General features: G+C 59.1%; 18 protein-coding genes, 1 tRNA gene and 2 pseudogenes. 4 read left to right on the forward strand and 17 right to left on the reverse strand.

Features of this window, described 5'->3' with window-relative positions:
- Positions 1-13: 13 nt before the first annotated feature.
- The 11 genes and pseudogenes from recO to rpoZ all read right to left on the reverse strand — a co-directional run bounded on the left by recO (position 14) and on the right by rpoZ (position 9,096).
- On the reverse strand, positions 14-775 hold the full coding sequence (recO, locus tag AC1DMK_RS10200) for a DNA repair protein RecO (RefSeq protein WP_477858733.1): 762 nt from the start codon (positions 773-775) through the stop codon (positions 14-16).
- A gap of 67 nt (positions 776-842) precedes the next feature.
- Positions 843-1,220, reverse strand: a pseudogene (locus AC1DMK_RS10205) (response regulator); the annotation flags it as partial.
- A gap of 222 nt (positions 1,221-1,442) precedes the next feature.
- Complete coding sequence (locus tag AC1DMK_RS10210; RefSeq protein WP_477858734.1) at positions 1,443-2,195, reverse strand: Crp/Fnr family transcriptional regulator; 753 nt, start codon at positions 2,193-2,195, stop codon at positions 1,443-1,445.
- Positions 2,196-2,340: 145 nt separating this feature from the next.
- Positions 2,341-3,279, reverse strand: coding sequence for a GTPase Era (gene era / locus AC1DMK_RS10215; protein ID WP_037063950.1), 939 nt, complete (start codon positions 3,277-3,279; stop codon positions 2,341-2,343).
- A gap of 8 nt (positions 3,280-3,287) precedes the next feature.
- On the reverse strand, positions 3,288-4,007 hold the full coding sequence (rnc, locus tag AC1DMK_RS10220; RefSeq protein WP_037063951.1) for a ribonuclease III: 720 nt from the start codon (positions 4,005-4,007) through the stop codon (positions 3,288-3,290).
- Positions 4,004-4,747, reverse strand: a complete 744-nt coding sequence (gene lepB, locus AC1DMK_RS10225; protein ID WP_037063952.1) for a signal peptidase I — start codon at positions 4,745-4,747, stop codon at positions 4,004-4,006. Before lepB ends, rnc begins: the two co-directional genes overlap by 4 nt.
- Positions 4,748-4,863: 116 nt before the next feature.
- A complete protein-coding gene (gene acpS / locus AC1DMK_RS10230) occupies positions 4,864-5,268 on the reverse strand; it encodes a holo-ACP synthase (RefSeq protein WP_037063953.1) in 405 nt (134 codons plus the stop codon).
- Positions 5,265-5,849: a DUF2062 domain-containing protein gene (locus AC1DMK_RS10235; RefSeq protein ID WP_037063954.1), complete on the reverse strand. Its 585-nt coding sequence runs from the start codon at positions 5,847-5,849 to the stop codon at positions 5,265-5,267. The genes acpS and AC1DMK_RS10235 overlap by 4 nt, the downstream gene beginning before the upstream one ends.
- Positions 5,850-5,990: 141 nt before the next feature.
- Positions 5,991-6,140 carry a DUF3563 family protein gene (locus AC1DMK_RS10240; RefSeq protein ID WP_080725546.1) on the reverse strand — a complete coding sequence of 50 codons (150 nt, stop codon included), beginning with the start codon at positions 6,138-6,140 and terminating at the stop codon, positions 5,991-5,993.
- 186 nt (positions 6,141-6,326) lie between these two features.
- Positions 6,327-8,573, reverse strand: coding sequence for a RelA/SpoT family protein (locus tag AC1DMK_RS10245; protein WP_037063955.1), 2,247 nt, complete (start codon positions 8,571-8,573; stop codon positions 6,327-6,329).
- A 118-nt stretch (positions 8,574-8,691) separates the two neighbouring features.
- The gene (gene rpoZ, locus AC1DMK_RS10250) at positions 8,692-9,096 is read right to left on the reverse strand and encodes a DNA-directed RNA polymerase subunit omega (RefSeq protein ID WP_477858738.1); all 405 of its coding nucleotides are present in this window, start codon (positions 9,094-9,096) and stop codon (positions 8,692-8,694) included.
- Between the two features lie 291 nt (positions 9,097-9,387).
- Here rpoZ and AC1DMK_RS10255 point away from each other — a divergent pair, with 291 nt between their 5' ends.
- Positions 9,388-9,972, forward strand: a complete 585-nt coding sequence (locus AC1DMK_RS10255) for a LabA-like NYN domain-containing protein (RefSeq protein ID WP_037063959.1) — start codon at positions 9,388-9,390, stop codon at positions 9,970-9,972.
- Between the two features lie 67 nt (positions 9,973-10,039).
- Here AC1DMK_RS10255 and smpB read toward each other — a convergent pair whose 3' ends face one another.
- Together smpB and dapA are read right to left on the reverse strand one after the other, a co-directional pair.
- Positions 10,040-10,519, reverse strand: a complete 480-nt coding sequence (smpB, locus tag AC1DMK_RS10260; RefSeq protein WP_037063961.1) for an SsrA-binding protein SmpB — start codon at positions 10,517-10,519, stop codon at positions 10,040-10,042.
- Positions 10,520-10,617: 98 nt separating this feature from the next.
- Complete coding sequence (gene dapA / locus AC1DMK_RS10265) at positions 10,618-11,502, reverse strand: 4-hydroxy-tetrahydrodipicolinate synthase (protein ID WP_477858740.1); 885 nt, start codon at positions 11,500-11,502, stop codon at positions 10,618-10,620.
- A gap of 216 nt (positions 11,503-11,718) precedes the next feature.
- Here dapA and AC1DMK_RS10270 point away from each other — a divergent pair, with 216 nt between their 5' ends.
- Entirely contained in the window at positions 11,719-13,791 is a 2,073-nt protein-coding gene (locus AC1DMK_RS10270) for a lytic transglycosylase domain-containing protein (RefSeq protein ID WP_477858742.1), read from the forward strand.
- A gap of 60 nt (positions 13,792-13,851) precedes the next feature.
- Entirely contained in the window at positions 13,852-14,742 is an 891-nt protein-coding gene (locus AC1DMK_RS10275) for an alpha/beta fold hydrolase (RefSeq protein ID WP_477858744.1), read from the forward strand.
- 87 nt (positions 14,743-14,829) lie between these two features.
- Here AC1DMK_RS10275 and AC1DMK_RS10280 read toward each other — a convergent pair whose 3' ends face one another.
- Positions 14,830-15,924, reverse strand: coding sequence for a porin (locus AC1DMK_RS10280; RefSeq protein ID WP_477858926.1), 1,095 nt, complete (start codon positions 15,922-15,924; stop codon positions 14,830-14,832).
- A 774-nt stretch (positions 15,925-16,698) separates the two neighbouring features.
- Between AC1DMK_RS10280 and AC1DMK_RS10285 the strand changes: the two are divergent.
- Positions 16,699-17,525, forward strand: a pseudogene (locus AC1DMK_RS10285) (integrase core domain-containing protein); the annotation flags it as partial.
- A 2-nt stretch (positions 17,526-17,527) separates the two neighbouring features.
- Here AC1DMK_RS10285 and AC1DMK_RS10290 read toward each other — a convergent pair.
- The 3 genes from AC1DMK_RS10290 to AC1DMK_RS10300 form a co-directional block, all read right to left on the reverse strand.
- Positions 17,528-17,617 (reverse strand) — tRNA-Ser (locus AC1DMK_RS10290).
- A 76-nt stretch (positions 17,618-17,693) separates the two neighbouring features.
- Complete coding sequence (locus AC1DMK_RS10295; RefSeq protein WP_477858746.1) at positions 17,694-18,917, reverse strand: NAD(P)/FAD-dependent oxidoreductase; 1,224 nt, start codon at positions 18,915-18,917, stop codon at positions 17,694-17,696.
- 84 nt (positions 18,918-19,001) lie between these two features.
- On the reverse strand, positions 19,002-20,117 hold the full coding sequence (locus AC1DMK_RS10300; protein WP_477858928.1) for a Gfo/Idh/MocA family protein: 1,116 nt from the start codon (positions 20,115-20,117) through the stop codon (positions 19,002-19,004).
- Positions 20,118-20,173: the final 56 nt, after the last annotated feature.

Here is a 20,173-nt window from a genome sequence, read left to right on the forward strand (position 1 = left end):
AAAAACGATCGGGTCAGGCGGACAGCTCGTCCGCCTTGTGGACAGGCTGCCGCAGTGCCTTGAGAGCAGCCTGCACAAAGCCCTCACGTGCGTCGGCGGCTTCCACGCCACGCGGCTCGTAGACGTGACGATGCAGAAAGAAGGCCGTCAAACGGAAGGCGGCCGCAAGGCTTTCGAAGTCCGCGGCCTGGCTTTGCTCTGCGCCCAGAAACGCCGGCAGGGCGAACATCTTGTCAGCCCACGGCGCGCCTGCGGCGCGGCTCACCGCGCGACCAGACTTCGGCGAGACATAGGCAAGATCGGAGCGCGCGCCGGTTGCCGCGCATTCGCTGAGGTCGAGCCCAAAGCCGAGATCGTTCAGCACAGCCAGTTCGAAGCGGACGAACAGTTCGCCCGCGTCCGCGGGATTGTGCAGATTTTCCAGGATGATTTCGAGCGCTTCGAAGAGGTGCGGATGCGGATCGCGCTCGGGCAACAGACGCAGCAATGCACCCATTGCCTGTACGCCATAGACCGCGGTTGCCGTCTCCATCAGCCGAGCTGCACGCAATCTGACCGGCTCGACACGGAATTCCCCAAGATGCTCGTCGAGGCGCGCGCGCCAGGTGACCTCCACCTCGTTGCCCGGCTGCAGAACAGGCTGCATCGAGCGAGAACGGCCAGACCGGACCATGCCGAGGTGTCGCCCCCGTTCCGGCGTCATCACCTCGACGATGACAGTCGTCTCGCCGTGGCGCTTGACACCCAGAATGATCGCCCGATCCTGCCATTGCATTGCACATTAAACCTCACGCCAGCTAATCTATCCTAGCGCAAGACGACAGGTCTGTCATGAAACGCTATCAAACTTCGGACAGGGAAAGCCGCCGCAGAAACTCGCGCATCGCCGTTTCGTCAAACGGCTTGACCAAAAGCGGCCTGTCTTGCAGGTCCTCCGGAAAATCGAGCGTGTCCGAATAGCCGCTGACAAAGCCGAAGGGGATTTCGACACCTGCGAGATAGCGAGCGAAATCGAAGCTCATCACGTCCCCGAGATTGACGTCCAGCAACGCAAAATCATAGCGGTCGGCCGTGACGGCTTCCATTGCCTGATCGATGCTGTTGCAGATGCTGATCGTCTCCACGCCGACAGTGCGCAGAATATCTTCTGCCTCCATCGCGATGATCAAGCTGTCCTCAAGGACCAGAACACGCCTCGCGCTCATGATCGGTACGCCCTCTTTCGGACGCCGCTTTCGGCGCGCCTCGCACACTTAACCCGCATTTCCACCTCTGACGCGCCCCCGGCTCGTTGGTCGAACAGCCCATGCTATCCTTGCTTGCATAGCCGCTTTTTCCGTCTCGGTCGATAAGAAGCAAAACCGGAGAAAAAATGGCACGGTGACGACCTTATGGTCCGGCTCTGCGAATTGCATTTAAAAAAGACATAGAGATCGGGCCGTTCACAGGAACGGACGCGCCTTTCCGTCCAGTCCCTCCCAGCCGGCAATTGCCATCAGCGCATCGCCATCGAGCACCTCGCAGGCGCGTTCCTGCCATCGGATCAGCCGACGAACTGCAAGCTTTTTCAGAGTCTTGTTGGTATGAACGATCGAAAGGCCGAGAGTGTCCGCAATGTGTTGCTGGGTAATGGGAATGGCGCTGTGCTCGCTGAAAAGCTTCAGCTGCTTGCCTCGCTGGAACAGGAAGGCAATGAGATAGGCGGCCCTCTCCAGAGCTGTGCGGCGGCCGATACTAAGCAGATGTTCGTCGAGAATCCGCTCCTCCTGCGCCGCAATCCAGGTGATGTCGAAGGCGAGCGAGGCATGCTTGTTGTAAAGCGTCATCAGCTTGTCGCGCTCGAAGACACAGAGCGAGACCGGCGACAGCGCCTCGACGGAGTGCTGCATCTCCCCCATGATCGTCCCTTGAAGTCCGATCAGGTCGCCCGGCATCACATAATTCAGGATCTGTCGCCGGCCGTCCTCCAGTGTTTTGTAGCGAAAGCCCCACCCTGACAGCACCGTGAACAAATGCGCGCTGTGGGCGCCTTCCACCAGGATCGTGGCCCCGGTATCCGCCGCCAGTTCACCCTTTTTGAACTTGGAGACGAACTCGAGTTCCTCGCTCGTGAATTCCCTGAATTGCGGCAGCGGCCGCAATGGACACTGCTCGCATGGTGTCTTGAAGGAATGGGTCGGTCGACTTGTAGGCATGCGTGCCCCTGAATCCGAAAACGGCGCCCTGGCTATTGAGACGCCGCCTCCTAAAACACGCTGCGCGGCAGTTCGTTCCCGCGCTCCCGAATTTTGATAGACAATCGAAACACTTGCCGACCAGAGGCGGAGGCTCCGCTGCCACTCAGCGTGGGAAATCCAACCCCATTTCGCGGAAACGCTCGGGATCGTCGCCCCAGTTTTCACGGACCTTGACGAACAGGAAGAGGTGGACCGGCTGTTCAAGAATTTCCGCCAGCTCTTTTCTTGATGCAGTAGAGATCGCCTTGATCGTTTCCCCGCCCTTGCCCAGGGCGATTTTCTTCTGGCTGTCGCGCTCGACGTAGATTACCTGCTCTATGCGAACCGATCCGTCCTTGCGCTCTTCCCATTTTTCCGTCTCGACATGCGACGAATAGGGAAGCTCCTGATGCAGGCGCAGGAAAAGCTTCTCTCGGGTGATTTCGGCAGCAAGCTGACGCATCGGAAGATCAGAGATCTGGTCTTCCGGATAGTACCATGGCCCCTCCGGCAGGGTTTTCGCCAGATAGTCCATCACATCGTCGCAACCGGAGCCATTCTCGGCCGAGATCATGAATGTCTGGTCGAATGCAATTTTCTCGTTGGCCGCCGAGGCCAGTGCCAGAAGATCCTCGCGCTTGACACGGTCGATCTTGTTGAGGGCGAGGATCTTGCGCTGCGGGACGTCCTTGAGACCCTCGAGGATCGCATCGGCGTCGCCGCGCAGGCCGCGCTCGCTGTCGATCAGCAGCATGATCACGTCGGCATCCTTGGCGCCACCCCAGGCAGACGTCACCATGGCGCGATCGAGCCGGCGACGTGGCTTGAAGATGCCTGGCGTATCCATGAACACGATCTGCGCGTTGTTGTGGATCGCGATGCCGCGGACGACCGCCCGGGTCGTCTGCACCTTGTGGCTGACGATCGATACCTTGGCACCGACCAGGCGGTTGAGAAGCGTCGACTTGCCGGCATTTGTCGGCCCGATCAGGGCGACGAAGCCGGAATGCGTCGGACCAGCAGGTTCTGCTGCGCTATCTGCGATGTCGTGTTCTTCGGTCATTGTCCCTGTCAATTTCCGGCAGATGATTTCTGCCAAATACCTTCGCGCTCGAGCATCTTCGTGGCGGCTACCTGCTCGGCAGCACGCTTGGAGCGCTCGACGCCTGTTTCCGGATGAACGCCGGCAACCTCGACCGTCACCTTGAAACGCGGATCATGATCCGGTCCGGTGCGTTCTTCAACCCGGTAGGTTGGCGTCACGGCGAATTTGGCGTGTGCCCATTCCTGCAATTCCGTCTTCGCGTCGCGCCGCGCGCCGTCCGCGCGTGCCGCCCTCTTCTCCCAGTATTTCAGGATAAAGCGCCGCGCGACTTCCAAGCCACCATCGAGATAGACGGCGGCAATCAGGCTTTCGACAACATCGGCGCGAACGTTCATCATGCGCTTGCCGGTCAGCTTCTTCACGTCCGCACCAGTCCGGATGAAAAGATGCAGCCCAAGCTCATCGGCAACTTCAGCACAGGTGTCGGCACTGACCAGTTGGTTCAGTCGCACGGAAAGCTCGCCTTCCGTCGCCACGCCAAATGTGCGGAATAGCAATTCCGCGACGCAGAGGCCAAGCACACGGTCGCCGAGAAATTCCAGCCGCTCGTAATTGCCGCCTTTTTGGGTGCGAGCGCTGGCATGTGTCAATGCGCGGTCCAGGCGTTCTTTCTCGGCGAACTGATGACCAATAAGGGTCTCCAGGCTTGTCCGATCCGCCGCCGAGAGCGTCTGAGCCTTGCTCATTCAACGCCCTTGAAAAGGCGATCCCAACGCATGTTGGCTGGCCACTTCCAAATTTCACGGAACGAGGTGTCGTTGCCGAGCGAGAAGAAGATGACGCTGGCGCGACCGACCAGATTCTCGGCCGGAACGAAGCCGACATCGAAGCGGCTGTCGAGAGAATTGTCGCGATTGTCGCCCATCATGAAATAGTGGCCTTCAGGCACGATGAACTCGCGGGTGTTGTCGCCGCGCGAAACAGGAGACTGGTCCAGCGTGTCGTAGCTGACGCCGTTGTCCAACGTTTCGCGGAAGACCGGCACGTCCTGGCCCGGATCCTGCGCGTAGTCCGAATTGAACGTTCCGTCCGGTACCTTCGGGACAGGCTTGCCGTTCACGTACAGCACACCTTCCGTCACCTGAATGTGATCTCCCGGCAGCCCGACGAGACGCTTGATGTAATCAACCTCGGGATTCGGCGGGAAGCGGAACACCACGATGTCACCACGCTTCGGTTCGCTTGCAAAAATGCGCCCGGTGAAGAGGTTCGGCGAGAACGGCAGCGAATACTTGGAGTAGCCGTAGGCGAACTTGTTGACGAAGATATAGTCGCCGACAAGCAAGGTCGGCATCATCGAACCGGAAGGGATAGTGAAAGGCTGGAACAGGACCGTGCGGATGACCATTGCCAAAATCAACGCCTGGACGATGACCTTGATGTTTTCCCAGAGGGCGTTCGGCTTGGTTTCAACTTTTTCGGACACGCAGTTCTATTCCTTCAGGGCACCTTGGGAGGCGCAGCTCTTATTTGGTTCTGTGTAGCGGCTTCGGCCGATTGCGGCAATGGCGCGAACATTAAAAGCGACGACAGGTCGCTGCTTCAGGCCGTTGCCGGCAGCGCTTCGATGATGACGAAAGCCTGCGCAAGCGGATAATCATCAGTAATTGTCAAATGAATGGCGGCTCGATGGCCTTCCGGCAGCATCGACTGCAGTATGTCGGCCGCTCCACCTGTGAGCTTCATGGTCGGCTTGCCACTCGGCAAGTTGACAACGCCCATATCCTTCCAGAACACACCCTGCGCAATGCCCGTCCCCAATGCCTTGGAGCAGGCCTCCTTGGCCGCAAAGCGTTTGGCATAGGATGCCGCACGATTGGCGCGACGATCTGATTTCGTTCGCTCAATCTCGGTGAAGCATCGACTGGTAAAGCGCTCGCCGAATCGCTCGAGCGATTTCTCGACGCGACGAATATCTATCAGGTCGCTGCCAATGCCGATGATCATACGGTTTCCTGCATGGGACTTGAGAGACGCAGGCGCGCACGCTCCAAAAGATGAGCGCGGCGTCGGCCCTGGAACCCTTTGACGGTGTAAAACGTCGCAAAATAGAGGATGACCGAGGTCACCAGCGCCGGAGGGATGGAGCCGATCAGCATCGGCTCAAGGACGGGGCGCCAAAGTTCGGTAAAGCGAAGCTCATGGAATAGAGCCGCAAGGTCCAGGGAATGCCCCTGCAGCGTGTCTTTCCGGCTTAGCAGAAGGTGCCCAATCTCCCAGGTCGTACCCCATATGAAGGGATAGGTCAGCGGATTGCCGAATGCTGCGCAGCCAAGGGCGGCAGCGACCATGTTTCCGGCGAACAGGTAGCTCAGGACAAAAGCCATGATGAAGTGCACACCGATGAACGGGGTCCAGGAAACGAATATCCCGGCCGCCACTCCCATGGCAACAGCATGCGGGGACGCCCGCAGCCGCAAGACACGCATCACAAGATAGCGCGGCGGACGCATGAAGCCCTTGCGGGGCCAAAGCAACTCTCGCAACTTTTCACGAAATCCGGCAGGTCTTCGACGTCGAAACAACATGGCGCGTATGTAGTGCAACGCACACCGGCATGACAAGAGCGTCAAACCACCTCAGTCACTATTTGATTGGCACCGACTGAGCACTCACCAGGGGCGCAATATGCGATACGCCCCTTTCATTCTTCCAATATAAATCCGGTATTAGCGGCTACGGAACAGACCGCGATCAACCTGGCGCTGGCGATACTCGAGATCGATACGGTCAAACGAGCCATTCAGATATGCCAATTCGCGTTCTTCTGCGCTCGGAGCGCGCAGGGCGCGGGCGAACTTCTTGATCGGTTTAAACATTTTCTTTGCCTCATCTTCGTTTCATTTCTTGATGACCAGAAGATAGGTGCTATCGATGGCGATTACCAACGCTGTAATACCCAGTCAGGCATGCGCCTGGTGCATGCCTAGCCTTTTATCTGCGCGATTTCGGTCATAAAACGATCACAAAATGTGCAAGCGAGGGCAAAGCTGCCCTTCCCGAGCCTAGTCGTAGAGACGGCGCACCGTCGCAACGCAATCCAGATCGGCCAGCTGCGCAAGCAGCTGATTGAGCTGACGGAGATCCCAGACCTCGACGTCGAGGGTCATCTCCGTGAAGTCGGTCGCAACGCGGATCGTGTTGAGCACGCGAATGTTCACGTCGACGCCAGCCACGGTCTGAGCGAGCTTTGCGAGCGTGCCTGGCTCATTCAGCCCATTGACCATGATGCGCGCCATGAAGCGCAACTTGTTTGCCTCATCCAGATCCCAGCGGACATCTATCCAGCGGTCTGGCTGCTCGTCGAAGCGCTGCAATATCGGCGACTGGATCGGGTAGATCGTGATGCTCTTGCCGCCGTCCGTCGCCGTCATGATGCCGACGATCCGGTCGCCTGGGACTGCGCCGGTGGGCGCAAACTGCACATCCACACTGCTCGATATGCCGCGGATTGGGACGGCATCCGCATCGATAGCAGCTTCCAGCTCAGTGGGCGCCCCCTCACCCGATTTCGACTTACCGGGGATCTTGAAAATCATGCCGGACGCGCTGCGAACGTTGAACCAGCCGTCGTCGCCGGTCGGTTTTGCGGTCACCCGCTCTTCCTGGTGATCGGGATAGACGGCGCGCAGCACGTCGAGCGAAGACATCTCGCCGCGGCCGACAGCTGCAATCGCATCCTCGACATCCTTCTGGCCAAGACGGTGAAGCGCGGGCTTCATTGCCTCGCGAGAGAATATCTTGCCGGCGCGATCGAACGTGCGCTCGAGGATGCGGTGGCCGAGTCCCGCATACTGTTTGCGTATCGCCATGCGCGTGGCCCGGCGGATCGCAGCGCGAGCCTTGCCGGTAACGACGATTTCCTCCCAGGCGGCCGGTGGCACCTGCACGCCCGAGCGGATGATCTCAACCTCGTCGCCGTTTGCAAGCCGGGTCACCAGCGGCATGATGCGGCCGTTGATCTTGGCGCCGACCGTGGTGTCGCCGATGTTGGTGTGGACCGCATAGGCGAAATCGATCGGCGTTGCGCCTCGCGGCAAGGCAATCAGCTTGCCTTTCGGCGTGAAACAGAAGACCTGATCCTGGAACAGCTCGAGCTTGGTGTGCTCGAGGAACTCTTCGGGGCTGTCACCCTCTGCCAGCGCCTCGATCGTGTGTCGGAGCCAGGAATAGGCATTGGATTCGCGCGACAGTATTTCGCCGTCGGCGTTGGATGCACCGTCCTTGTAAAGCGTATGCGCAGCAATGCCGAACTCGGCGATTTCATGCATGCGCTTGGTGCGGATCTGCAGCTCGATACGCTGGCTCGACGGCCCGACGATCGTCGTGTGCAGCGAGCGGTAGTCGTTTTGTTTCGGGGTGGAGATGTAATCCTTGAAGCGTCCCGGCACGACGCGCCACCGCGTGTGGACGATACCCAGCGCCCGATAGCAGGCGGGAATGTCGTCGACGATTATGCGGAAGCCGTAGACGTCCGACAGCTGCTCGAAGGACAGCGACTTCGACTGCATCTTGCGGAATACGGAATAGGGTTTCTTCTGCCGCCCCTTGACGTAGACGTTCGTCAGGCCACTGGCGACCAGGAGATCGCGCAGTTCGGTCTCGATCTTCTTCACAAGCCCTTCGTTGCGCCGCGACAGCTCCTCAAGCCGCTTCGTGACCGTCTCGTACGCCTCGGGATTGATGTGCCGGAAGGACAGGTCCTCCAGCTCCTCGCGCATATCCTGCATACCCATGCGGCCGGCCAGCGGCGCATAGATATCCATCGTCTCCTCGGAAATGCGTGCGCGCTTCTCCGGCGACATGTGGTCAAGCGTGCGCATATTGTGGAGACGATCGGCCAGCTTCACGAGAAGGACCCGGACGTCGTCGGAGATGGCGAGCAGCAGCTTGCGCAGGTTCTCTGCCTGCTTGGCCTTCTTGGTGACCAGATCAAGCTTCTTGATCTTCGTCAGGCCCTCGACGAGGCGGCCGATATCCTCCCCGAAAAGCTCGTCGATTTCGGCGCGCGTGGCCGTGGTATCTTCGATCGTATCGTGAAGCAGGGCCACCGCTATCGTCGATTCATCGAGATGCATGTCCGTCAGTATGGCTGCAACTTCGAGGGGGTGGGAAATGTAGGGATCGCCGCTGGCACGCTTCTGCTGCCCATGCTTCTGCATCGCATAGACATAGGCCTTGTTCAGCAGGGCTTCGTTGGCATCGGGCTTGTATTGCTGAACCCGCTCCACGAGCTCGTACTGCCGCATCATCCCGAAACCACTCCGTTACAAAAGAAAAGCGCGCCAATCACAGATTGGCGCACATGGTAATCAATCATATGCCGAAGCAGTAATGATGCAAGATTGACGATTGGTAACCGTCGCTCTTTTAGTAATMGTCGCTCTTTTCTGGCGGCACGAGACCTTCGATACCGGCGAGAAGCTCTTCTTCAGACATCTGGTCGAACGTGACGGTCTCCGGCACGTCGTCCTGCTCTTCGCCTTCGGTGCCAGCAGCGGCACCGGCAGCGATGAGGCTTGCCGGATCGGGCTCGGGCTCATCCACTTCGACATGCTTCTGCAACGAGTGGATCAAGTCTTCCTTGAGGTCGTCCGGCGACAGCATCTCGTCTGCGATCTCGCGCAGTGCGACGACAGGGTTCTTGTCATTGTCGCGATCGATGGTGATCGAGGCGCCCTGGGAAATCAGCCGGGCGCGGTGGCTGGCAAGCAGAACCAGCTCGAAGCGGTTCTCAACTTTGTCGATGCAATCTTCAACTGTGACACGGGCCATTGCCTGTCCTTTGCGGTCGTGATCTCGGGATTAGCACGGCGATACAATTAAAACCGGGCAAATTCAAGTTTTTCGTGAAACTCCCTTCGACGGCGCGCTGAAGCTTCCAATTTTAGAGATAATGCGGGGATTTCCACCAATAGTTGCTTGGAATATCCCGATTCGTGCCCTAAATCTCTCTTATATGAATAGTTCATAAATTAAGAATTGTTCTGGTCTATCAGATAACTCGTTGTTTTTACGGGTTTTTGGCTATGACAATTTAGATTTCTCAAAGCGGATTGGTAAGGAATGTTTGACCCACGCGAAAAAATTGCTCTTTTCATTGATGGCGCCAACCTCTACGCCGCATCCAAAAGCCTAGGCTTCGATATCGACTACAGAAAACTTCTAAAGGCATTTCAAAAGCGCGGATATCTGCTGCGCGCCTATTATTATACAGCGCTGATCGAGGATCAGGAGTATTCGTCCATTCGCCCGCTGATCGACTGGCTGGACTACAACGGCTACAAGGTTGTAACCAAGCCCGCCAAGGAATTCACGGATTCCATGGGCAGACGCAAGATCAAGGGCAACATGGATATCGAGCTCGCGATCGACGCCATGGAGCAGTCGGAAACCGTCGACCATCTGGTAATCTTCTCCGGCGATGGCGACTTCACGACGCTGGTGGAAGCGCTGCAGCGAAAGGGCCGAAAGGTCTCGATCATTTCGACGATGGCAACGCAGCCGCCGATGATTGCTGACGATCTGCGACGTCAGGCTGACCATTTCATCGATCTGTTGTCCTTGAAGAGTGAAATCGGCCGCGACCCTTCGGAGCGGGCGCCACGGCCGAGCGAAGCGGCGTCAGCACCAAGCGATTTCGAGGCTTAGGGCAGTCTCAGAGCTGGCAGGCCGTCACCATGACGGCATCCCGCCTTCAGACCGCCGGCCGCTGCGATCAACCGTTGTCCTTGAGCAGCCGGCTCTTTTGCCGGTTCCAATCGCGTTCCTTCTCGGACTGACGCTTGTCGTGAAGCTTCTTGCCCTTGGCAAGCGCGAGTTCCATCTTCGCGCGACCGCGATCATTGAAATAGATCTTCAACGGGATCAGCGTCATGCCTTCGCGGTTGATTCCCGCACGCAAACGGTTGATCTCCCTGCCCGTCAGCAGAAGCTTGCGGCGGCGGCGAGGTTCGTGGTTGAAACGGTTCGCTTGCAGATATTCCGGCAGATAGGAATTGATCAGCCAGATCTCGCCGCCTTCGTCGGAGGCATAGGATTCGGCAATGTTCGCCTTACCCTCGCGCAACGATTTGACCTCGGTACCCATAAGAACGAGCCCGGCTTCATAGGTGTCGATGATCTCGTAGTTGTACCGGGCCTTGCGGTTTTCGGCCACGACCTTGTTTACGACACGCTGGCTGCCTTTGGGGGCCATGACGAAATTCCAATCCTACGGGCGCGAAAGCCGCGCCCTCATTTCTTGCAGGTATGTAAGAGAACAGCCCATCCTTGTGAAGAGGCGAGTTCGCTCGCTCAGTTCAACAGGCCCGCATGGCGCATGGCCGCGTCCAGCGCAGCCTCGGTGCCGGGCTCAAGCGTGGAGATCAGCGGCGAGCGCACGTTGCGGCTCATCCGGCCGAGTTTCGAAAGTCCGTACTTCGCGCCACAGAGGCCGGGCTCCAGGAAAATTGCTTTGTGCAACGGCATCAGGCGATCCTGATATTCCAGCGCCTTTGCGTAGTCGCCGGCAAGCGTCGCCGCCTGGAATTCGGCGCAGAGGCGCGGCGCAACATTCGCCGACACGGAGATGCAGCCGACGCCACCATGGGCGTTGAAGCCGAGAGCCGTTGCATCCTCGCCCGACAACTGCCGGAAATCCTTGCCGCAGGTGATACGCTGCTCTGAGACGCGCTCGATCTTGCCGGTGGCATCCTTGACGCCGACGATGTTTGCATGCGCCTTGGCGAGAGCACCCATGGTCTCGGGCGTCATGTCGACGACCGAGCGGCCGGGAATGTTATAAATATAGATCGGCAGCTTCACGGCGTCTGCGATCGCTGAGAAGTGGGCAAAGAGACCCTTCTGTGTGGGCTTGTTGTAGTAGGGCGTGACGACCAGCACGGCATCCGCGCCCGCCTTTTCGGCATGCTGCGCAAGCTCGACGGCTTCGCGAGTGTTGTTCGACCCTGCTCCGGCCATAACAGGAACACGCTTTCTGGCAGCCTCGATGCAAAGTTCCACAACCCGCTTGTGCTCGGCGTGCGACAGCGTCGGAGACTCACCTGTCGTGCCGACCGGCACGAGACCGCTGCTGCCTTCCTTGATCTGCCAATCGACATGAGCGGCGAACGCCGCCTCATCGACCTGTCCGGCATCTGTGAAGGGGGTGACGAGTGCGGGAATGGATCCCTGGAACATGCAGAACTCCTTGCGACCGCAATCCATGCTTCGGCCGCATTCCATGAATATGAGGAGCGCACCATAGTGCGGCGAAAACGCTGCGACAAGCGCGCAGAGGTCTGTTTGGGGCAAATTCCGATAGCAAATGTGAACGAAATTTAACCGCTTCGGTAAGGTTTCGTTAATATGCGTCCGACCAAATGGAAGGACGTGTTTCCATTGAGAGTACCCGGTATGAAGAGAGCTGTCCTGATCCTCTCCGCCCTCGGCTTGACGGTCGCCGCGTGGAGCAGCTTTGCGTCGCCGCTTCCGAGCGATGACATTCCGGTGCCCGATCTGAAGCCGATCGGCTTCGTGCCGCAGACGTCGATGCCGGAATCGATCATGACCGGCGCCATTCCGCGAAGCCAGACGGTTGCGCCGGTCAGCGACGACCTCAAAGCCGGCCTCGATGCGCTTTCCGCCAAGGACCCGATGCAGGCGTTTGCCATTCGCGACCGCATGCGCCCGGGAACTCTCGATCGCCATATCATGACTTGGGCAATCGCCGTGTCCGGTCAGAAAGGCGTTCCCTCCGTTGAAATTGCCGCTGCCGCACAGGAACTTCAGGGCTGGCCCGGCCTTGCAAAACTGCGCGCCTATTCCGAGCGCGCGCTTTCCGACGAGAACCCTGCCCCCGGCGCAGTGCTCAGCGCCTTTGGCGAGACGGCGCCTGAAACAACGGCCGGTGCAATGATCCTGTCGCGTGCGCTTGTCGCAACAGACAAGCAGAGCCAGGCGGCGAAATACATCCGCAAGATCTGGCGCGGTGATGGCCTGGACAAGCCGACAGAAGACAAGATCTTGGCCGAGTTTTCCGGTCTGCTCACCGTCGCCGATCACAAGGCGCGGATGGAGTACCTTATGTACCGCAACCGCTCGGCTCAGGCGAAGCGCTTCGGCGACCTCGGCCAAGCGCAGTCGCTCTACAAAGCCTGGGACGCGGTGATCAGCAAGCCGCCGAATGCCGGAGCGCTTCTTGCTTCCGTCGATGGAAAATGGAACGGCGATCCGGGCTATCTGTTCGCGCGCATCGAATATCTGCGCAAGCAGGAGAAATATGCCGAAGCGGCGAAGCTTTTGCAGCAGATGCCGCGCAACCGTGACGAACTGGTCAATGCCGGCGAATGGTGGAACGAACAGCGGATCGTCAGTCGCGGACTGGTGGACCAGGGTGACTTCACGACCGCATACCGCATCGTCGCCAACTATGCCGCCACCACGCCGACCGACATCGTCGAGGCGGAGTTCCACGCCGGTTGGTATGCACTGCGCGGATTGCAGGATGCAAAGACCGCACAAAGCCACTTCAGCAAGATTCTCGATTTCTCCAATGGCCCCATTTCGGTTTCGCGCGCATGGTATTGGATGGGTCGCTCGGCAGAGGCCGGCGCGCCCGGCCAATCGGGTGACTTCTACGCCAAGGCGGCAAGCTACCCGACAACCTTCTATGGTCAACTGGCCGGCGAGAAGCTCGGCCGCAAGACGCTGAACGTCAGCTATCCCAACCCGACGCAAGCAGACCGCAAGCGTTACCAGTCCAGGGAAGCCGTACAGGCAATCGCGCGCCTGGACGCTGCCGGCCACGGCTGGCGCGCAAACGGCCTCTATCTCGCTCTCGCGGACCAGATGCAGAGCCCGGGCGAGCTTGCGATCCTCAGCGCGCAAGCCGAACGCTCCGGCGATCACCATCTTTCGCTGCAGATCGGCAAGACCGCTTATGCGCGCGGCATCGATGTTGCCGCTCTCGCCTTTCCGCTTGGGGTCATTCCAGGGAATGCCAATATTTCAGGCTCCGGCAAGGCGCTCGCCTATGCGATTGCGCGGCAGGAAAGTGCCTTCAATCCCACGGCGGTTTCGATTGCAGATGCCAGAGGTCTTCTGCAGATCCTGCCGGGGACCGCAAAGGCCGTCGCCAAGCGACACAACATCGCCTACTCCAAGGACAAGCTGACGGCGGATGCGGGCTATAACGCCACGCTCGGCGCGCATTATCTCGGCGAGCAGATCGACGCCTTCGGCGGCTCATACGTCATGACCTTCATCGCCTACAATGCCGGTCCGAAGCGGGTGCCGGAATGGCTCGACCGATATGGCGACCCGCGCGGCAAGTCGATCGACGCCGTCGTCGACTGGATCGAACGCATCCCTTTCCCGGAAACGCGCAACTACGTTCAGCGCGTCATGGAGAATTATGAAGTGTACAAAGCCCGTCTCGGGCAGCCGGCCGACATCGAACGTGACCTGATCGAGGGCCGCGCGTCCTGAGCCGTTTGCCAACAACGCGCAGGGTGCTCGTGTTTCGGCCTGACAACGGGGAAAGCGCCTATGGACACCACCAATCAACACTTTGTCGGACGGACCTATCGTTCTGACGACGGACTAACGCTGCATCTTCGCGATTACGATCCGCAGGCGCCGGGTGCGCGATCGAGGCTCCCAATCATCTGCCTGCCCGGCCTGACCCGCAACAGCCGGGACTTCCACCAACTGGCGGTGATTCTCTCTCAAGATACCGTCGCGCCGCGACGCGTCGTCGCCCTCGACTATCGCGGGCGCGGATTATCCGCCCGCGATGACGACAAGGCAAACTACAATCTCCGTGTCGAAGCGCAGGATGTGCTGACAGCCTGCAAGCACCTCGGGATCGACAAGGCAGTCTTCATCGGCACCTCAAGGGGTGGTTTGATCCTGCATTTTCTGATCGCGATGAAGCCGGCGCTGATTGCAGGCGTCATTCTCAACGACATCGGGCCGGAGATTGAGGCCGAAGGCCTGATGCAGATCCGCGATGACCTCAATGGCGCGATTGACCCGAAGGATTGGGGTGACGCGGCGGCACTGCTCAAGGCTCGTCACGCTGCCCACTTCCCTGCCCTTGAGGACCGTGACTGGGAGGAGATGTCGGTCGCCATCTACCGCGAGATGGACGGAAGGCTCACTGCCGACGTTGATCCCGCCATCGCCGAACAGCTGACGACAATCGACCTCGGCAAACCGCTCCCCACTCTGTGGCAGCACTACGACGCGTTTTCAAATTGCCCGCTGATGGTCGTCAGGGGCGAGAACTCCGCTCTACTCACCAATGCGGCCGTAGCAGCCATGGCCACGCGCCATCCGGACCTCAGCGTCGTCACGGCGCCCGGCCAGGGCCACCCGCCGTTGCTGCACATCGAGCCGGTGCTTCAGCGCATCCGATCATTTCTGGCCGCTATCTAGAATTTCTTCAGCCGACGCGCTCGTCAGAACAACAAAAAGCCCGGCTCGAGAGCCGGGCTTTCCTGATTTGACCGAAGTCAGATCAGATTAGAATGCACGCTGCAGGCGGAAGTAACCAGAGAAGCTATCGTCCGAGTCATCTACGCTCGTGCGATCCTGCCACTGCAGAGAAGCCTTAGCGTAGAAGTTCTCTACGATCTGGTAGTCAACCGTCAGGCCGGCCTTCCAGACATCTTCGCTGCTGAAGTCAGTCGTGTTCGTTACACCGCTAAGCGAGTCAGCGTTGCTGCCGTAGCCACCGTTGCGGATGTTCGCGAAGTACTGAACACCAGGCGTCAGAGTGAGCTTGTCGGTGGCCTTAACTGCGTATTCAGCAGCGATCGTCCACTCAGACTCTTCGTAGTAAGCGTTCGGGCCGCTTGCCCAAGCAGCAGCGAGACCGAAGGTGCCGGGGCCGAAGGCAACAGTGCCCATGCCGCGGATAGCGCCTTCTTCAGTGTCGGTGTCGTAGCCACCGATCAACTGGTAGGTGAATGCGCCAGCCTTGCCGCCGAGACCAGCAGCGATACCAACGTTGTTGCGGGTTTCGCCGAGACCGAACGAACCGTCAGAGTTGGCGACCAGACGAGTGCCGTGGATCGAATCTTCCAGCTCGTCAACAGACAGACCGGCATAGAAGTCGCCGTTTTCATACTGATAACGGACCGAGTTATGCAGGGTCGAGCCGCTGGCCAGGTTGTCGGTTTCGCCGCTCAGGCCATCGTCCCACCAGCTGTAGAACAGACCAGCGCGGAAGCCAGCGATGTCGAGGTAAGCCGAGTCGAGGATCGTGTCCTGGTCGCTTGCGTTGTTCGCATTCGCCTGCAGAACGATAACGCCGGTGAGCGGACCATATTCGGTGTCGCTCTTCGACGTGAACTGAACCTGACCACGGGTCTTGGCGTTCCAATCGGACTGACCAGAGAGCTTTTCGCCACCGTCAACCTGGAAACGGATGTAACCTTCGATCTTCAGGCAGGTTTCCGTGCCCGGGATGTAGAAGTAGCCAGTGCCGTAAGCGTCGCAGACGCGGACGTATTCAACTGGTTCCGGCTCGGCAGCAACGATAGCGTCTGCAGCCTGAGCACCGGAAACTACTGCGAGAGCAGCAGCGGAGCCGAGAAGTAGGCTCTTGATGTTCATATTGACCTCCAATTCAAAGTTTCGATCGGGTCTGGGTTTTTCGCCGTTAGAGCAGCGTTCCCTGCCCCATCCCCATGTTTCAAGAAGTCGGACGATCAACCGCCCTCGCTTCCGAAGTTGAAAATACAAGACCGGGACTGTCACGCAATCACCAACTTGCCCGTTTGGGGTATTTGCGACAGCCTTACGTATGCGCTGTTGCTTAAAGGTCACAAATGCGGCACCCGCCCCAGCTGTTTCTTTATACTCTATTAAGAAAGTGCTGAGTTTGCGGGTATTTACCGGCACCGCCACTCCGGTAAATGCTGGAGGATGTGCCACATTGGAACCAGTTTCCCGCCAGATTCGGCGCTTTCGCCGCGGCAGCAAGACATTTGCGCTCGACCGCGTGGCGGCAAGGTAGCGCGAACCCTCCAGAATCAGTTTTGCTGATCGTTGGTGATTCTCGTTTCGATTCTCTTGACGCGAGATTTGGAAGGAATCGATCATCGCGACCCTCCACGATGTCGCTGCGCTGCGCTGGTCCGTCATCGAATAGCGTTTCGTGTGTTCGACATGCGTGGCTGGTGACGTTTCGTACCGGAGGGCATGGGGTGACAGCATCCGCTTTTTTGTGGGGGGCCGAGACCATGAAGACGGATTTCGGCGATGCACGAACGTCTACGATTTGTTGCCCGCCTTCTGGAGGCGAAGGCATCGGCGATATGTGAGCGCCTGTCGTCAGTTGTCACCCATAAGTTTGGGACAAACTGTTACCTATGTTTTCGGTATGGACGTAAGCGGCAACGACACCGAGCCGAAGGAACAGCCTTGTCTCAGGCATTGCTGCCGAACGATCTGTGGTGTGACGGCCGATACTGTTACCCGCTGACGGTCACCGACCAGGCGTCACGCTACCTGCTTGCCTGTGAAGCCTTCGATTCGACAAAGGAGGTGGGGGTGTTCGAGGCGTTCCGCCGGTTGTTTGCCGAACATGGTCTGCCAAGCGCGATCCGCAGTGACAACGGCCTGCCGTTCGCCAGCCCCAACGGCCTCTACAATCTGTCGAAGCTGTCAGTCTGGTGGCTGCGGCTCGGCATCGCGCTCGAGCGCATCAGGCCGGGCCATCCGCAAGAGAATGGCCGGCATGAGCGCATGCACCTGACGCTCAAGAAAGAGGCGACCAGGCCGTCTGGCAGAAACATTCTCCAGCAGCAGGCCCGCTTCGACGCGTTCGTCAGGGAATTCAATACCGAGCGGCCGCACGAGGCGCTCACATGAAGGTGCCGGCAGATCTCTACGTTGCTTCGTCACGCCCCTATCAGGGCCTGCCGGAGATCGACTACCTCTTCCATGACAGAGAGGCGCTGGTGACCCATTGCGGCCGCATCTGCATCTACCGCAAGAAGGTCAACATATCGACCGTGATGGCCGGCCAGAAACTCGCAATCACGGAAGTCGACGACGGTATTTGGCTCGTCAGCTTCATGCACTATGATCTGGGATATATCGACCTGGAGCAGAGGACCTTGCAAACCATCGACAACCCGTTCGGCACGAGGTTGTCACCCATGTCTGAGGTACGCTCTGTTACCTATGTCTTCGGAATGGACAAAAAATGAAGTGGCGGAGAAGATGGGATTCGAACCCACGATACCCTTCCGGGTATACTCCCTTAGCAGGGGAGCGCCTTCGACCACTCGGCCACCTCTCCGGTCGAGAGCCTGATAGAGTCATTCGCCGGGTGACGCAAGCGCTTTTTCGGCTTTCTCCAAGGAAGAAAAGCCGGCTTAGCTCTGGGTCAGCAATTGCTTCAGATCGGCCGATGCGTCGGCGAGGATCGCCTTGTCCGGGTTTATGCCCGAATCCAGCATCTTCTTGCCGCTCACATAGGCTTTCGCGTCATTGATCGCATCAACGGCAATGAAGGCGCCGTTCTTGAAATACCAGACTGAATGCGCGCCCTCGCGAGAGCCGGGGCGCAGAAGGGTCTCATCGTATCCCAAATTAAAGCCGGCGATCTGCAGCTTCACGTCATACTGATCCGACCAGAACCAGGGCTTCGGTTCGTACGGTGCGTTGCCGCCGGCAATAACAGCTGCGGCGGCATCGGCCTGGTCGACGGCATTCTGCACCGATTCGAGACGGATGCGTCCGCCCTGCCAAGGCAGAACAGCACAGTCGCCGGCAGCGAAGATCGACGGATCGGACGTGCGGGCGAAGTCGTCGACGACAATGCCATTCGCCACTTCGAGCCCGGCTTCCTTCGCTAGTTGGTCATTCGGCACGACGCCGATGCCGACGATCGCGAAATCGATGTCGATGGTCGTTCCGTCGGAGAGTTCTGCGCCGACGACCTTGCCGTCGCGCCCGACCAACTGTTTCAGTCCGGTCTTTTCGCGGATCACGACATCATGCGCCTCATGAATCACGCGCATGATGTCTGCCGTCTCCTTGGCAGCGACGCGCTGCAGGATTCGGTCGGCCATTTCGATGACGGTCACTTCAAGACCGAGATGGCGGGCAACAGCGGCGGCTTCGAGGCCGATATAGCCTCCGCCGATAATAAGGACACGGCGGCCGGGGCGCATTTCGCCCGCCAGGAGGTCGGCGTCGCGTTTGTCTCGGGCGACATAGACGCCAGAGAGATCGCCGCCAATCGCCGCGGGGAGGCCGCGCGGGGTCGAACCCGTCGTCAGCGCCAGCGTGCCGTAGTCGAGAACGGAGCCATCCTGCAGCATCACCTGCTTGGAATCGCGCTTGATTTGCTCGACCCATGTGGAAAGCCTGATCTCGACGTCGTTGTCGGCGTACCAATGTTCCGGACGAAACAGCAGCCGGTCGAAGCTCATGTCGCCGAGCAGGTATTTCTTGGTGAGAGGCGGTCGCTGATAGGGCAACACATCTTCCGCGCCGATGATAGTGATGGGGCGCGCATCCCTGAGGGCACGCAGTTTGGCGGCCAATGCAAAGCCTGCCTGACCCGCGCCGATGATCACCAGTCTGTCCGTCACGTCGTCACTCCCACCATACGTTCGCGCGCTGGGCAAAGGCCTACCCCCTGCCCCTTGCGTCGTCAACTGCGAGCGGATCGACCTTCAGCCGACCTCGATCCAGCGACGTTCGTTGAAGGACTGTGCCATGGCATGAACGGACTTCTCTATCCTGAGACCGTCTTCGAATGTGACGATGGACGACGGCTCGCCGGAAATTTCGCGAATGAGTTCCCGGCATTCGATGATCTTCAGGTCGTTGAACCCCAGTCCGTGACCCGGGGCCGGAATGAAGCGGTCGAAGGGCGGGTGAGCGGGTGACGTCAGGATCTTGCGGAATCCCTGCTCCGTGCCACGGCCCTGCGCCTGATAGAGCTCGAACTCGTTCATGCGCTCCTGGTCGTAGGAAATGGAACCCGCAGAACCAAATACCTGCAGCGCGATTCGGCCCTTACGGCCCCAGGCGGCGCGGTTTGCCATCAATACGGCCGATATACCGCCGCCAAGGCGCATGAGTACGCTGGCGGCGTCATGGTTCTCGACCTCGCGTCGGCCGCCTCCTTTCAGCGGCCGGTCCGCATAGGGCTTCACCATGTCCGTGACAACAGCCTCGACGTGGCCGAAGAGATACCAAATGAGGGACAGAGGATGGACGGCGAAATCGTCGAGCGCACCGTAGCCGGCGGAAAGCTCGCTCTTCCAATAGAACAAGGCGTCCGGATCGGCCATGAAGTCCTCGTCCATCTCGACACGGATGTGATTGACGGCGCCGATGGCGCCTTCTGAGATCAAGGCCTTGATGTGCCGCACGATCGGATTCTGGATGTAATTATAGCCGAGGACCGCGGTTTTGTTCGCAGCCTTTGCTGCCCGCAGCATGCTTTCCGCGTCTGCGTAGGCCGGCGCCATCGGTTTCTCGCACCAGACATGCTTGCCGGCCTCAAGCGCCGCGATCGCCATCTCGGCGTGAAAATGGTTCGGCGTGGTGACGGAGACGACATCGACGTCGGGATCGGCGATCAGTACTCGCCAATCGCCGGTGGCCTTTTCAAAGCCGAACTCGGAGGCGCGCGCTTGCGCCAGATCGGCATTTGCTTCCGCCAGATGGAGCAGGCGCGGGCGCGCAACGTCGCCGAAGACGGCCCTGACGGAATTCCATGCTAGCGCGTGGCACTTGCCCATATAGCCAGTGCCGATCAGGCCGACGCCAAGTGGCTTCATCATATCTCCTCCATCCCGAGCGAGTTTTGGAATGTTTAGATCATTTTGGCAAGCGT

It is taken from the genome of Rhizobium sp. 05L419 (assembly GCF_056397845.1).